Raw genomic sequence first — 14,304 nt, 5'->3', positions numbered from 1 at the left:
TCGCGCGAAGTTTCGGGTGGTTCAGCGGTCCAGGATTCGATGGCCGTCGCGGTGCCGGGTCCCGGCGTCGCGCTCCGACGGTGGGCTCAGCGGGGCGCGGGCCGGTTCGGGCAGTTGCTTGCGCAGGTCGGCCAGTTCTTCGGACAGGTCTTCGGGACGCGGACCCATCCGCAGCGCCGTGAGCGGGGCCATCAGCTCCGCCTTCTTTCGCTGCACCTTCGCCGCCGCCTGTTGGGCGGCCTGCACTGTGGCGCGGGCGATCTGGCCGTAGCTGAGCTCGTCGATGCCCTCGGCGTACTCCGTGCGCAGGATGGACCCGGATGCGTTGACCGTCACCGTGATTCGGCCATGTTCCACGGTGGCCGACGCGGTCAGTGCATCCCTCGCGGTGCGGATATCGCCCAGTTGCCCCAGCGCACCCACCACGGCGTCGATCAGGTCGGCCGCGTCGCTCGCCGCGTGCCGGTTCTCCGGTCGGATCATCGCGCCGACACCTCCATGGCCAGGCCGAGTTCTTCGGACCGCACCTGCAAGCCCGCGTACCGAGACAGGTAGGCGTTCACTTCCACAGCGTGCTGCTGATCATCCAGATCGGGCAGCAGCACCAGGAAGCGGGCCGGATTCGGCTCGTCCTCCCCGACCAGCGCCACCAATTGCCCGCTGCGCAAACGCAGTACAAGGAACGCCTGTTCGTCATCCGGTACATCGCCGAAGGGCGCTTTCACTGCCCACTCCAAGTCCGCGATGGTGATCTCCAGCCACCCGATCGGCCTGCTCGAACCGATCGACGGCCAGGTCGCCGGGTCCACCGGGACGAGGGCGGGGTCCGGCCATGGTCGGCGCCGATCCAGCTCGGCCACGAGCCGCTCGACGAAATCGATGATCTGCGGTGCGTCGAACTTGCCGGCGAGGTCCACCGCCAGGTCGGGCACCATGCCGGTCGCGACGACCTGCGTCAGCTCGGCGTAGAACTCCGACACCGTGGCGAGGTAGCTCGTGCGGTCGATCAGGTCTTGCGCTGCGGCGGCGACGATCTCGTCGCCGGAGAGGTAGTCCACGTAGCCCATGGACGCGCACAGTTGGACGAGCAGCTCGGGTTCGATGTCGAATTCGACTGCGGCGGCTTCGGTCTCGACCTCGACGGGGAACTCGTCGCGAGTGTCCGACAACGGTGGGGCGATCCGGTCGAGCGAGAACGGGCGATCGACCGCCTGCAGCGCAAAGCTGTTCGGGTAGGCGTCGCCCGTTTCCGGACGGTAGCGCAGATACAGTTCGGCCTCGCCGCTGCTGAGCCCCGGCCGGTCGCCGTCGCCGGGCACGCCCTCGACGAAACCGACCTCCCATTCCAGGATCGTCGCGATCTGCGCCGCCGACAGCAACGCGTCCGGCATCGGCTCATCGATGGCGACGAAACCTGATTCCACCGCCGCCGCGCTCACCAGGGTCATGCTCAGCGCCGAAGGTGCTGTCGCACAACGCCCCTCGTCGTCGAGCGCGTCCGGCCGGACGACCACACACGCGCCGCCGACGGCCACCACCACCGCACCATCCGCATGTCTGCACACCAACCGCGGCATCAGCTCTCCCTTTCGGTTCGGAATCACCGGACCGTACCGAACGGCCGGTCGGGCGGCGAGCGGGCCGGATTCGGCGGCCCCCCGCGTTCACTTTCTCGTCACTCGGTGCGCTACTGCCCGGCGCGGACGACGTCGCGCGCGATCAGCGCCGACTGCCGGTCCAGTATCGGGCCGCCGGGCAACTGACTGATGATCTGCCAGGGCACCAGCTTCGGCGTGGTCAGCCCGAGCACCGTGGCCGTGGCGAGGTCGGGAATGCCGAACCGGACGCCGGTGTCGGTGACGTAGAAGAGAACGTCGCGCCGGGTGCTGTCCGGCTCGATCCCGGTCACCTGAACGAATTCCCCACTGCCGCCGGGGATGTAGGCGGTGCGGGCGCCGTCGCCGGCCACCAGCGCCACCGGGGTTACCCCGTCGGCCAGCGGCAGCTGCCTGCCGACCAGCAGTTGCAGCCGCGCCGCCTGGTCCTCGCTACCGCGCGCCCACGCCGCGCACGCCACCGGGTCGGCGTCCGCGGCGACGACGGTCAGATCACCCGCGGGGAACTGGCCGACCGGCAACGTCTCCAGCACCGGCATGCCGCTGATCGCGTCTGGGGAGAGCAGCGGAATCACGGTGAGCCCCATGGAGTTCGAGGCCCGCAGCACCTGCGCGGTGAACTCGGAGATCTTCTGCACGCCGTCGGCGAGCACCACGTACGGCGTCGGTCCGTTCACTCCTTGCACTCGGATCACCGACCCCACAACCAGATTCGCGCCACGCACCGCACTCGGCTCACCCGCGTTCGGGATCGCGGGCACGACCAACTCGGGTGCGGCCACGGTGGCGTTCAGCAGTCCGGTCCCGATCGGCCGCGGGCGCAGGCCGCGCACGTGCAGCGCGGAAACGATGGCGTCGCTGCCCATGTCGACGCGGGCGTGCTTGCCGTCGTAGATCAGGTAGGTCGCGCCGTCGCGCGTCGCGAGCACGGCTTCACCGGCCGCCGCCGGACGAATCTGCGCGCCCAGCTGCGGCGGCCCGGCCAGCACCGTGCCGCCCTGACCGGCGGTCGCGTCCTCGCACAACGTCCATTCCGAGCGGTCGCGCTCGACCGGGTCGGCGAGCGAGCCCGGTGCGCCGGGTATGCCGAGCAACGGCCCGCGCGGCAGCGCCGACAGCTTCGAATCCTTCAGCGAGGTAGGCGATTCACTGCTGCCGGTGATCAGCCGGGCGGACGCCAGATTGAGCGCCGGATGCAAGGTCCCGTCCACCATCACGTAGAGCGCGCCGCTGCCGGAACTCATGATGATCTTGGCATCGCCGAGCTGGCCCTGCGGGCGCAGGAACGCCAGAATCGCGCAGCCCGCGGTCACCAATACGGCGAGCACGATGCCGGTGATCAACGACCGGAATTGGATACGCATGGGATCGTGCAGCATTCGCACATCGCGACGCACCATCGCGTGCCCGTAACGCTGCAGCAGAAAACGATATCCATTGACCTGCGCGCGCGTCGTCAACTGTGCCGGCATTCCCACTCCTCGATGCATATGAACACCGTGCGCATGAACACGCACATTCGACTGCGGTGTGAGAGGCTACCGCACCACGGGGGTGCTTGCGGAATGGAGATGAGTTGAATGAATAACGAGACAATGCCGCGAAGAAGCACGCCGGAGCTGTTCACCCGGCTGCCATTGTTCCTCGTGCTGCCGTCGGCCGCCGCGGGCGCCGCCGCCGGGACCACGGCAATCGCCTTGCACGCCGAGCTTCCGGTGGCCACCGGAATCGGGTTCGCCGTCGCCGCACTCGGCGCGGTCCGGATTCGGAAAACGAATGTCTGGCGAATTCTGGGAATGCGAATCGCGCTGCGGTGGCGCAATCGGCGCGGCAATGCTATCGAGGCGCGCACCGAGCCGTTCGATGTCACGCTGCCGGAATCCGGCGGCACCCGCTGCGGAATGCGCTGGGACGGCAGCCACCTGATCACCATGCTGGCGCTGGAGCGCACCGGGGTGCGCCCGACCCTGCTCAGCTCGGCGGAGATCCGCGCGGACGCGGCCGTCTCGCTCGCCGATGTCGCGCGCTGCCTGGCCCAGTTCGACATCCGGCTGTCCGCCGTCGACGTGGTCACGCTCGGCGTTCGCACCCAGGGGCCGGACAACGTGGTGCGGTTGTACGAGAAGCTGCTCGGGCCGCTGCCTGCCGCGGCCGCCCAGACCGTCTGGCTGGTCCTGCGTTTCGATCCGCTCGACAATGTCGACGCCATCGACAACCGGGGCAGCGGGCAGGCGGGCATGGTCCGGACGGCGCTGGTCGCCACCCGCCGGGTCGCCGCGCGCCTGGCCACCCGCGGGGTCCGGGTCTCGGTGCTGACCGCGACCGAACTGGCCGGCGCGGAAGCGGCCGCGTTGCACGACACCGATCCGCAGCAGTGGACCGAGGATTGGCGGGCGCTGCGCAGCGATGGCATCGAGTTGGCGGGTTACGCGGTCCGGCCCGAGCGGCTCGACGCCGAGGCGCTGGCGGCGGTGTGGGCGTTGCCCGGCAAGTCCGTGCTGACTCGCCTGCGCCTGACGCCGGCGCACGGTGCTACTGCGACACAACGGGACAACGCGGTGGCACTGACCGCGCTGGTGCGCCAGGACAAGGCGGGCGCCGGTCACCACGAGGCCGATACGTCCGCGCTCGAGCTGGGTTTGCTGCCGCTGCGGGGGCGGCAGCGGCGCGTGCTGCTGGACGGCGGGGACCTCGATACGTCGGTCGCTCGTTACGGGACGCCCGCGACGATGTCCGGTTTCACGGTGCCGGCCGGCGGGTGTGGCCAGGTGATCGGCGCGACGAGCGACGGTTTCGGCGTCGCGGTGTCGTTGTTCGGGCCGGAGATTCGGCGGGTGGAGATCGTCGGGTCGTTGCGCCTCACCCAGCTGATGATCTTGCGTTCGATCGCGGTGGGCGCCCAGGTGATCGTGCACACCACCCGGCCGCAAGCGTGGGCGCACCTGGTGGCCGCGGTCGATGCGCCTGCGGCACTGTCGGTTTCGTCGCCCGGTGGCGCCGCGCACCATACCGCCGCGGCCACCATGATCGTCTACGACGGCGTCGCGGCCACCGGACAGGTGTCGGAAGCGACTGCCGTGCAGGTCCGTTCGCAGACCGCGTCCTCGTCCGTGGTGCTCGGCGCCGATGTCGCGCTGATCGGATCGGCCGGCGAACCCGGCACGGTGACCGTCCGCACCAAGGGCCGTGAACTGGTCGTCCAGGTGGTGTCGATCCCGGAGGAGACCGAATACCTCGGCACCGCCGAGACCTCGACCGAACCGGTGTTGCAGCCGGCATGACAGATGGGCCCGCCGCCCCACGGCGACGGGCCCATCCCTCGGTCCGGACGACTACCAGGTGAAGTCGTCGGCGACCTTCTGGTCGGTCGCCATCGCCTTGTCCAGCGCGGCCTGTACGTTGTCCTTGCCCTTCGCGAGGAGCACGAGCAGATCGTCCAGGTCGTCGATCAGGGTCTTGTGCTTCTGCTGGAAAGCCGCCGACGCGCCACCGTCGCCGCTCTGCCAACCCTCCTTGAGCAGGTTGTTCGCCGCGGTCTCGGCGTTGTGCCGCTCGGTCGAGATGTCCTTGTGGTAGCCGGCGAGCTCGGTGATCAGCGCGTTGACGGCAGCCGGGTTGTACAGCATGGTGATTTTCCGTTCTCTGAATAGCGTCTCGTGCTGGGACTAGCTGTAGTTCATGTTCAGCGTGGTGAATCCGGACATGCTCTCGTCTTCCGCCGACGCGACTTTCTTCTCACCGGTCTGCAATGCCTGAGACACCAGATCCAGATCCTTGTTCACCGCGCGGATCTTGGTTTGCAGTTCGTTGGCGAATTTGGTGAACGCGATGTTGGCGTCACCCTCCCAGCCCTTCTTCGCGGCCTCGACCGTGTCGCCCAGTTTGTCGACGCTCTTGTCGATCGGCGGAATGACTTGGGCGTAGGCATTCGCGTACTTCTGGAAAATCGCGAAATCGAGGTGCAGGTTACTTGCTCCGGCCATGAGATGTCCTCTCGAATGATGTGGATGGAAATCATTGGGTGGGCCGACGGCCCGGATTCTCGGTCATGCGGGAATTACGACATCCACCTGCCTTCCGGCAATGCCTCGATCTGCGCGGCCAGCACCTGGGCCAATCGATGGTCACTGCCCGGGGCGAGGGTGGTCCACAGCTGGCCGTCGGCGGCGACACTGCCGCCGCCGATGATGCGGCCGTCCGCGGTGTCATAGACGGCGGCGGTGGCGGGAGACCGGACGGACTGGCCGTCACGGTGGGTGTAGCAGACCAGCTCGGCGAGGGAATCGCAGTGTCGCAGAGCCAGTCCCAGCGCGATCGCACCTGGCTCCGGCATGCCGAGCTGGTAGGCGGCGCTCGCGTGGGTGGTACCCGCGTCGTCCAAGCGCTGCTGCAATTCGGTGGTCAGGGCACTGAATACCGGGATCTCGGCGGGCGGGCACGGGCCGAGTACGCCGAGCAGCGGCCGGGCCAGGGTCGCAGCGTCCTCCTCGCCCCACACCGGAACCACCTCGAGGTCGTCGTCGGTGCGGACCGCGAGGGCGTGGTCGAGTCCCCTCCGGGCCAGGCAGACCCGAAGTAGCGTGCCACCGCGCCGAATGCGCAGGGCCAGTTGGCGATCGGGGCGCGCGAGGACGAACAAGGCGGTCGCCAGGTCGTCGAGTACGTTGCCGTCCCGGTCGAGCACGCCGCGCTCGCCGAGCTCCGGCAGTACGGCGGCGCGGGCCGCGGCGAAGGCGTGCTGATCCGTATGGCGAGGACGCAGTGCGAGCACGGTCGGGAGGGTCTGCACCCCGAGTGTTTCGGCGACGGCGAGAACGCCGTCGGTGGTCAACGTTGTCATCGGCCCTCCTGACCGGCGTGCACCGCCGCGCCGCCCAATACCGGTGGAGCGGTGGCGAATCCGGCGTCGACGACGAACCGATCCCCGATGTCACCGACCTCGGCGGCCTCGGCGCGTGCGGCAGGTTGCGGTGGCGCCGGCGTGGTAGTGCTCGCGGGTGGCGCCACGATCGGCGGCGGTGCGGGCTGGGCCGCCGAAACCGGCAGCGGGGCCGCGGGTCCCGGCGCGATGGTCGGACTCGGCGGCAGAGTCGGCGTGAGCACCAGCGATTCGCTGCCGACAGGCACGGTCGGCGGCGGCGCGACGTGCAGCGCCGACAGATCCACGGTCGGTGCCGCCAGTGTGGGCTCGGCGACGACCGGCGCGTTCGCGGGTGGACCCGGCTGCCCGGCCTCGGGTCGCGCCGGAGCCTGCTCGGCGGCCAGCGCGGCGCCGGCGCTGACCGCCGGAGCCGCGTCCTGCTCCCAAGGGACAGCGAGCTTTTCACTGGCCGCCTCGTAGGTGCGCATCACCTGAGCCGCCTGCGCGTGCAAGGCCTCGACCTGATGGTCGGCGGTGTCGAGCAGACCGGCCAGCGGAGCGCCGAGCAGGCTGCCGCTCAGCAGGTCCGCCGCCGTCCGCACGGCCGCGGCCACCTCACCCACGTGCGGCATGGTGAGCTGCGCGACCTCGTAGGACACCGCCTGCTGGGCGGCGGTCGCGGCGTTCTCCTTGGCCGCCGCGGTCACCTCGTCGAACCAGTCGGCCAACTGGGCCAACTGGGCCAGGCCGTCCTCGTTGGACGTCGATCCCCAGACGTCGCCGACGACCGCCAGGATCGCGCGGAACTCCGTGCCCGCCGCGCCCAGCCCGACGGCGAGTTCGGCATAGGCCAGGCCGACGTCGGCCATCGGCGTCGTGCCGGGTCCGGTGGTCAGCTCGTGCGCCAACTGCTCGGCCGGAACGGCGTCCCAAATCGTGCCGGTGAAACCGGCCTGCGGTGCTTCGACCATAACGTCAGTCCTCGTCTGAATGCGTTGCTACATCAGGGGTTTGAACATGTCGACGGCGTCGCCGTCGGATCCCTCGACGAGATCGGCGTGCGAACGCAGGTTCGCGGCGATCTTGCGCAGCTCGCCGACGCCGCCGAGATAGGACTGCCGGAACGACCCGCCGACCTCGCCGAGCGTCCGCGCGGTCTGCCGGGACACCGGGTCGATGGCCGCGGCCGCCGGATGCAGCGCGGTGCTGTGCCGGTGCAGTCCGCTTTCCAGTCCGTCGGCGAGCTGATCCAGGCGACCGGCTGCTGTCCGGGCAAGGACGTGATCGAATGCGATGTTGCTCATAGGGTTTCTCCTTCTACAGGCTGAACGGAGTGTCCGGATCCTCGGTCGGGGTTGCCCCGATTACGGGGGCCGCGGTGTCCTCGCGACCGCCGACGAGTTCATCGCCGTGGCAGGCGTCCACCAGCGCCTCGGGGGCGCCGCCGGCCGATCGGGCGCGGTCGATACCGCCGAGCGGTCCGACGCCCGGAACGAGTGGCGGCAGTACCTCACCGGCGAACGCGGCCCGGCCCGTGGGAACCGGCGCGGACGCGACCGTGCCCGGTGTCGCCGCGACGACATGTTCGGCTTGCCAGCTACCGAGCGGTGCGGTCGCGGGACCTACTGTCCCGCCGACGATTCCGGTCGAACCGTGCGACAGGCTCGCGGCGATCGTCGAGACCGGCCGCAGGGGCACCGGTACCGGGGTGTTCGTGTCGGTCTTGGCCGGTGCGGGCGTCGTGGCCTTGCCGACCTCCTGTGCGACCGACAGCAGCGGCTGCACAACCTGCGGTAGCTGTGACATCAGCTGTGTCAGAACCTGATTCGTGGCATTCGTCGTCGCCTCGGTCGACACGAGCCGCCCGGCTTCGGGGCGGGCCTTCGTCAAGCTCTGGGTGAGCGGGCGCTGGGCCGCGCTCGGCGCGCCGAGCTTGGGCCGTGTGGGCAGCCGGGTCGGCACCGGTTTGCCCGCCTCGGTCATGTGCGCCGAGTGGGTGAGCAATTGCGCCTTGGTGTGCGCGGTGATTGCCAGCGCCTCGGTGGCCGCCTCGATCGCGGTGGCCAGCAATGCGGCCTGGCCGGGCGCGGTCGCCAGCGTGGGCGTCAGCGCCGCCGTGGTCACCGCGAATCGGGTTGCCACCGCGGCCATCTGGAGGTAGCCGGTGGCCACCGAGCCGGCCGCTCCGCCGGTGGTGACGTTCATCCGCACGGCCTGATCGGAGACCGCCGCCGAGGTGGCGTACGCGTCGCCCGCCGCGGCGGTGGCCGCCCGGGTGCCGGAGCTCTCCATGGTCTGCAACAGCTGGATGCCGCTGGACACCAATTGCATTGCGGCGCTAACCGACTGCACGACCTGCTGGAGCACTTTCTGCGGGTTGAATGCGGGGTTGGTGTTCAGGTTCCCGTCACCGAAGCCGCTGAACAGATCGGTGACCGGCTTGACCAGAGCGGCCGGGTCGAGCGGCGGCAGTGGCGGGAGGCCGGGCAGTGGCGGAAAGGACGGTAGTTGCGGCAGCGCGGGCAAGCCGATGCCGGCGAGAACCTGGTGGGCCGACTGGCCGAGGAAGGGCGCGACCGGGGTGTTCTGCAGCGCGTCGAGAACGGTCGGATGGAGCGGCGCCGCAAGGGATTCTGCGGTCACTCGGGGGTTCCCGCGGGCGCGGCGAACGACTCCGCACTGTTTCGTTCGGTCTGCTCGTAGGACAGCGCCGCCGCACGCGAGGTCTCGGCGGTACCGGCGAAGATCTGCACCAGATCACCGACCGCGACGAAGTGATTGGCCTGCGCGAAGGCGAAACTCGCCAGGAACTCCTGCCCGATCAAGCCGAATACCGGTGCGACGGACGCGATTACCGCGGCCTGGTCGACGGCGCCCGCGACGGCGACGGCCGCCGCCGTCCCCTCGGAGAGGTCGCCGTACTGACGGAATGTCTGTGGCTGCACATTGACTACGTTCATCGCGGCACCCTCCTGGGGCTGATCTGTGAACTCGATACCTGGGCGGTTCATCGAGAAACCTAATGAGGGCAACGGGTTCCGCAACCGCTGCGCGAACTGCCGAACCTGTTGTTCACCTAGTTGTTGAATTCCTCGATCAGGCGACCGCGTAATGCGAGAGCCTGCTGGGCCGCGGCGGCAGCGGCGACGACCACCGCCTGCCCGAAATCGACCGGCGACATCCGCGAAATGCCTTCGGACAGCTGGATATCCAGGATCCGTGCGGTGCCGTCGACCACCACCGTGATGGTGTCGTCGTCGGTGGCGTGGGCGACTCGAATGGCCGCGAGGTCATCCGAAAGTTGTTGCATCCGGTTCAATTGCGCGCGTACGGTCGCCTCCAGGTCGGCGAAGTCGGTCACCACGAACCGCCGTCCTGATCGAGCCAGCTGCGTGGCTCGTACTCGCGCTCGGCCTCGTCGAGGAGTTCGGACTGTTCGACCCTCTGCTGCGACGGAAGACCGAGCAGGTTCAACGCGTGCTCCGGAAGGCCGAGTTCGGCCAGGTAGGCCCGCCGGTGCAGACCGGCCCGGTCGGCGGCCAGCCGGCACAGGCGTAGGAGGTCGGCGGCCAGTTCATCCGGGTTGCGCCGTAGCTGATCGGGCGCGACCCGAACGGTGAGCGGGAGGCCGGAATCGGTTGCGGTGACCACGATATCGCCGCCACGCACGGAGGCTTCACCGACCGAGTAGGCGGCGAACTCCGACGCTTCGGCGAGGTCGGACTGTTCAGGCACGGTGTTCGTCCTCCAGGGTCTGCCACACGGTGGCGATGTCGGCGGTGATCAGGTCCGCGAGTCGCCGCCGATCCACCGGCTTCGCGACCGGACCGACGTCGTCGCGGACCGCGTAGCGGCCGTCGCCGACCAGATCGCGCCATTCGATGCGATAGGGAGTGATCCCGCGCGGGCCGAATATCGAACTGCCCAAACTAGTTTCGATGAGGCCCACCTGCTCGGCCGGGTGGTCGAGCCATTCGGTGCTGAGCCGGTCGGCGTCGGCATAGCTGTCCTGCACCCGGGATCGGCCGTAGTGATGGTCGGTAGCGGCGCTGCCCTGCGCGGTCACCAACGGCGTGTCCGGGAGCTGCCCGGCGGGCCGGTCGGGCAGCGATCCGACCATGGCACCGGCGAGTCGGGCCCCGTCGCCGGTGTTGACGACGTAACCGCCGCTGTGCCAGATGGTTTCGCCGGGTAGCTGACGGATCAGTGTGGCCACCGCACCTTGCCGGCCGCCCAGGACGCGGACCGTACCGGCGGGGTCGTCCGGGTGCCGTGGGTCGAACGCTCGAACGGACACCCGGACGTCGGCGGTCGCGATCCGAACCAGTGCGTCGTGTAACCCACCGTCGTCGGGCAGGCCGGTCCGCGCTGTCGCCGCCGAACGCGCCCATTCTTCGGCGTCCTCGCCGCGATACAGGGCGAACAGCGGCGCGGGCAGTCGATCCTTGAATAGCTTGTCCCACAAGACGATAAGTTCGACATCGGTGAGCTTCCAGGTGCGGCTCACCGATCGAGCACCGGCCGGATGCCGCGCTCCGGCGCACCGATCGCCTCGTCGAGGTGCTCGGTGGAGTTCAGGTACTCATTGCGCTTCTTCTCCCGCTCCTCGCCGGTGGGCCGGCCGGGAGCGCCGCCGAACGGCATGCCGGGTTCGCGGCCGAGGGCAGGTCCGGCCCGCCCGACGATCTTCGCTTCGCCGGGCACGGTGGCACGCGGGAACAGTTTGGATTCCTGCAACGCCAACGGGTCTCGGGCGAACAAGCCGCGGCCGGGCCCGCCGATGCCGCCCTTGCCCAGTGCGGCGAGTGGACCGCCCTTGGGCAGCAGCGGGTTGTTGACGGCCAGCGGGAGGTTCCCCGAAAACTCGTTGGCGAGCGGGCCTTTGGGCAGCTGGGCCAGCGTCGAGAGCGGGTTGTTCTCGATGCCCTCGAGCGGATTCGGCGTGCCGGGCGGTGTTTCGGGGCCGGTCGGCGGGTGCTCGACGGGCGGCGGGTTTCCGTCGGACGGCGGATGGTCCCCGGCGGGCGGTTGTTCCCCGGACGGCGGCGGATCACCACCACTCTCGGGCGGCGGTTGGTTCCCGCTGTCGCCGCCGTTATCGCCGGAGTTCTCGTCCTCCGGCGGCGGGGCCTGCTCGTCATCGGTGGTCGGCGGCCGGTCGTGTTCGTCGTTCGGCGACTCGTCGTCCTCGGGCCCCGGTGTGGTCGTGACGGGATCCGGTTCCGGCAGCTTCACGATGCTGGTGGTGGTCTGGACGTAGTTGTCGGAGTAGTAGAGCTGGAAGTTCTCTTGCCAGCGAATGAGATTCACTTCGTTCGACATCTGCTGCGAGATGGAGGTGGGCGGTGGCGGCTGCGGGGTCGGCGGCATCGAGTTCTGCTTGGTCTGCTGTAACCAGCCCGAGGTGTATTGCAGTGAATCGCCCAGCAGTTTCATGTCGCCGGTGAGCCGCTGCGATGCGCCGACATACTGGGTTGTCGCGGTGATCGCGGCCTGTGCGCCTGCACCCTCCCACTCGTTCGACACCGCCGAGATCGTCGAACGCAACGTGGTGAAACCGGTCTCCAGGGTTTGCGAGAGCCAGTACCAGACCCCGGCCGCTGCGGCGACCGCCTTCGCGTCGATCGAGTTGCCGATCATCCACAGCGCTTCCCAGCCGAGCTGCTTGCCCAGCTCCGGACCGAAACCGTAAGCGTCGTACTGGGTTCCCGAGACCGGTTTGTTCGGCCGGTCGGGTATCGGCACGGGTGTGGGTGCCCCGCTCGGCGGGGTACCGGACGGGTCGTCGAAGGAGAGGTCGTCGAAGCTCACCTTCGAGTCGTGCTCGGTCCGCTCGTAGCGTTTGCCCGCGGCGACGAAAGTGTTGCCCATGTCGACGAGGATGGTGTGATGACGGTCGATACGTTGCTTCAGCTCGGTGCCGAACTTCAGGTTGAACACCGTCCACAGCAGGCGCCCTGACACGGACTCGGCGATGATCGGGCTCGCCAGTTGGACGTTCTTCGTCATCCACTCCTGCACGCCGACAACAACATTCAGCATGTCCTCGACATGCTGGGCACAACGCTGCGCCGACGTGGGCGCGAGCTTCAGCTGTCCGTCTTTCGCCGAGCCGGGCAGTCCGGTCCAGCTCGTGTCGTCCGATGCGTTCGGTTCTGGTGCCATGGCTATGTCTCCTGCTATCGACCGTCGTCGTAAACGCTGGCCCGGGCGACGCCGCGCCTGGACTCGTCCGCCCGGACGAGCAGCAACTCGTCGCAGTGGCGGTCGATGAGCTTGCCGAGTCCTTCCGCCGTGGTCGCGACGGCGGCGATCGGGGGTTCGAGATCGATGACATAGCGACCGTCGCCCGGGTGGTCTTCCCAGCAGATCCACTTGGTGACCTGGCCGCTCGGGCCGAAGGTGGAGTGGCCGTGGGTGATCATGATGTAGCCGACGGTTGCCTTCGGCGCCGCCTGCCACGTGCGGCACCTGGCGTCGACGTCGTGATCCTGCTCGTCGTCGAAAAGGGCGCTGCGACCGTGCCAATGGTCGAACTGCTCCTCGGCGGTGTTCAGCAGCGCGACCCGCGGGTGTGCGCCCGCCGCCATCGGCGGCAGTCTGTCCACGATCAAGCGCGCGAGTGCGGCGGGGTCACATTCGGTGATCTCGATTTCGTCGTGGCTCTCCGAGGTTGTCGTGCTGAAACCTTGGATCAGCACCGCACGTTCACCGAACCGCTTGGCCGCCATCACTTTATGCCCGGCGAGGTCGTGCGGCGCACTGCTGTCGCTGGCGCGCACCGTCATTCGGACATCGGCGCGCAACGACTTCACCAGCACGTCGGCCAGGTCCGGATCCCAGGCCGCCTGTAACTCGCCCCAGACCCGGGCCTTCTTGAACTGGAAGTCGTAGAAGCCGCGAATATCGGAGAGGTAGGTGAACGGCCAGTTGTGCCTGCGGTCGACGAGTCGCTCGCGCATCACCAGGTATTCCAGGCCGCTCAGGCGCCAGGTGCGTTCCACTATTGATTTCCCTCCACCGTGTGGCCGGGCGACCCGGTCGATGCTGTGTCGCCGCCGACCTCGGTGGTCGACCGCGTGGATGTGAAGTCCTCGAAGACCTCCGGTTGCCGGCCGCCCGCCCGGTTGGACGCCCCGAGATCCGGTACCGCCAGGCCGGGAAACAGCGCGCGGGGCAGCTCGATCGGGCCGGTCGCGCCCGGCGGGAAGAGCAGCTCCTCGACGTGGTGCACCTCCTCGCCGAAACGCTCGGTTGCCTGCGCCAGGGCCTGCTTCACGGTTGTCGTGCCGTCCTCGACCGACTTCGCCAGGGCTTGCAGTGCCGGGCCGAGTTGCGCGGCGAGCTGGTTGCCGAGTTGCACCAGGGTCGGGATGCCGGACGAGATGAGTTGCAGCGCTTCGGAGAAGAGACGGAGCAGATCCTGCGATCCGCTGGCGCCGCCGCCACCGATGCCGGGACTGATCGGGCCGCTGGGGCCGATCGGCGGGCCGGGGTGGCCGGAAGGGTTTGCGCCGCCGCCGTTTCCGCCGCCGCTGCCGCTTCCGCCGCCTTTGCCGCCGCCTTCGCTGCCGCTTCCGCCGCCGCTCTTGCCGCCGCCCTCGCCGCCACCTTTGCCGCCGCCCTCGCTGCCGCTACCGCCGCCGCTCTTGCCGCCGCCCTCACTGCCGCCGCTATCTTTGCCGCCGCCTGTTCCGCCGCCGCCTTTACCGCCGCCACTGTTGTCGTTGTCGTTGTTGTTGTCGTGGTTGTTGCCGGTGGGTTGTTTGTAGTTGTAGGTGCCGGGCAGGTTGCTGGTGGCTGCGGCGAGGGTGTTGGGGTCGGTGA

General features: G+C 69.0%; 17 protein-coding genes. 1 reads left to right on the top strand and 16 read right to left on the bottom strand.

Annotated elements, in window-relative coordinates:
- Window positions 1-21: 21 nt before the first annotated feature.
- The 3 genes from AB0M22_RS44195 to eccB all read right to left on the bottom strand — a co-directional run bounded on the left by AB0M22_RS44195 (window position 22) and on the right by eccB (window position 3,088).
- On the bottom strand, window positions 22-483 hold the full coding sequence (locus AB0M22_RS44195) for a YbaB/EbfC family nucleoid-associated protein (protein ID WP_364739591.1): 462 nt from the start codon (window positions 481-483) through the stop codon (window positions 22-24).
- Window positions 480-1,577, bottom strand: a complete 1,098-nt coding sequence (locus AB0M22_RS44190) for a hypothetical protein (protein WP_364739588.1) — start codon at window positions 1,575-1,577, stop codon at window positions 480-482. The genes AB0M22_RS44195 and AB0M22_RS44190 overlap by 4 nt, the downstream gene beginning before the upstream one ends.
- A 110-nt stretch (window positions 1,578-1,687) precedes the next feature.
- The gene (gene eccB, locus AB0M22_RS44185; protein ID WP_364739585.1) at window positions 1,688-3,088 is read right to left on the bottom strand and encodes a type VII secretion protein EccB; all 1,401 of its coding nucleotides are present in this window, start codon (window positions 3,086-3,088) and stop codon (window positions 1,688-1,690) included.
- Between the two features lie 108 nt (window positions 3,089-3,196).
- Here eccB and eccE point away from each other — a divergent pair, with 108 nt between their 5' ends.
- Entirely contained in the window at window positions 3,197-4,897 is a 1,701-nt protein-coding gene (eccE, locus tag AB0M22_RS44180) for a type VII secretion protein EccE (RefSeq protein ID WP_364739582.1), read from the top strand.
- A gap of 51 nt (window positions 4,898-4,948) precedes the next feature.
- On the opposite strand, the gene AB0M22_RS44175 is transcribed toward eccE, so the two are convergent.
- The 13 genes from AB0M22_RS44175 to AB0M22_RS44115 form a co-directional block, all read right to left on the bottom strand.
- Complete coding sequence (locus AB0M22_RS44175) at window positions 4,949-5,242, bottom strand: hypothetical protein (protein ID WP_364739580.1); 294 nt, start codon at window positions 5,240-5,242, stop codon at window positions 4,949-4,951.
- 39 nt (window positions 5,243-5,281) lie between these two features.
- On the bottom strand, window positions 5,282-5,599 hold the full coding sequence (locus AB0M22_RS44170; protein WP_364739577.1) for a WXG100 family type VII secretion target: 318 nt from the start codon (window positions 5,597-5,599) through the stop codon (window positions 5,282-5,284).
- Window positions 5,600-5,673: 74 nt separating this feature from the next.
- Window positions 5,674-6,456, bottom strand: a complete 783-nt coding sequence (locus AB0M22_RS44165; protein WP_364739575.1) for an ESX secretion-associated protein EspG — start codon at window positions 6,454-6,456, stop codon at window positions 5,674-5,676.
- A complete protein-coding gene (locus AB0M22_RS44160; protein WP_364739573.1) occupies window positions 6,453-7,448 on the bottom strand; it encodes a PPE domain-containing protein in 996 nt (331 codons plus the stop codon). Before AB0M22_RS44160 ends, AB0M22_RS44165 begins: the two co-directional genes overlap by 4 nt.
- A gap of 27 nt (window positions 7,449-7,475) precedes the next feature.
- Window positions 7,476-7,781 (bottom strand): PE domain-containing protein, encoded by a 306-nt coding sequence (locus AB0M22_RS44155; RefSeq protein ID WP_364739571.1) that lies wholly within the window; start codon window positions 7,779-7,781, stop codon window positions 7,476-7,478.
- Window positions 7,782-7,794: 13 nt separating this feature from the next.
- A complete protein-coding gene (locus AB0M22_RS44150; protein WP_364739569.1) occupies window positions 7,795-9,120 on the bottom strand; it encodes a hypothetical protein in 1,326 nt (441 codons plus the stop codon).
- Window positions 9,117-9,437: a type VII secretion target gene (locus AB0M22_RS44145; protein WP_364739567.1), complete on the bottom strand. Its 321-nt coding sequence runs from the start codon at window positions 9,435-9,437 to the stop codon at window positions 9,117-9,119. Before AB0M22_RS44145 ends, AB0M22_RS44150 begins: the two co-directional genes overlap by 4 nt.
- Window positions 9,438-9,553: 116 nt before the next feature.
- Entirely contained in the window at window positions 9,554-9,838 is a 285-nt protein-coding gene (locus AB0M22_RS44140) for a YbaB/EbfC family nucleoid-associated protein (protein WP_364739565.1), read from the bottom strand.
- Entirely contained in the window at window positions 9,835-10,212 is a 378-nt protein-coding gene (locus tag AB0M22_RS44135) for a hypothetical protein (protein WP_364739563.1), read from the bottom strand. The genes AB0M22_RS44140 and AB0M22_RS44135 overlap by 4 nt, the downstream gene beginning before the upstream one ends.
- Entirely contained in the window at window positions 10,205-10,984 is a 780-nt protein-coding gene (locus AB0M22_RS44130) for an ESX secretion-associated protein EspG (protein ID WP_364739561.1), read from the bottom strand. Before AB0M22_RS44130 ends, AB0M22_RS44135 begins: the two co-directional genes overlap by 8 nt.
- Entirely contained in the window at window positions 10,981-12,642 is a 1,662-nt protein-coding gene (locus AB0M22_RS44125; RefSeq protein ID WP_364739559.1) for a hypothetical protein, read from the bottom strand. Before AB0M22_RS44125 ends, AB0M22_RS44130 begins: the two co-directional genes overlap by 4 nt.
- Before the next feature lie 14 nt (window positions 12,643-12,656).
- Entirely contained in the window at window positions 12,657-13,481 is an 825-nt protein-coding gene (locus AB0M22_RS44120; RefSeq protein ID WP_364739557.1) for an ESX secretion-associated protein EspG, read from the bottom strand.
- On the bottom strand, window positions 13,481-14,304 hold an 824-nt coding region (locus AB0M22_RS44115; protein WP_364739555.1), incomplete at its 5' end, for a hypothetical protein. The genes AB0M22_RS44120 and AB0M22_RS44115, both read right to left, overlap by 1 nt.

The organism is Nocardia sp. NPDC051756 (genome assembly GCF_040681495.1).
Lineage (GTDB): Bacteria > Actinomycetota > Actinomycetes > Mycobacteriales > Mycobacteriaceae > Nocardia.
Note: the sequence above shows the minus strand (reverse complement) of the source record. Positions and strands in the feature narration are given on the sequence as shown.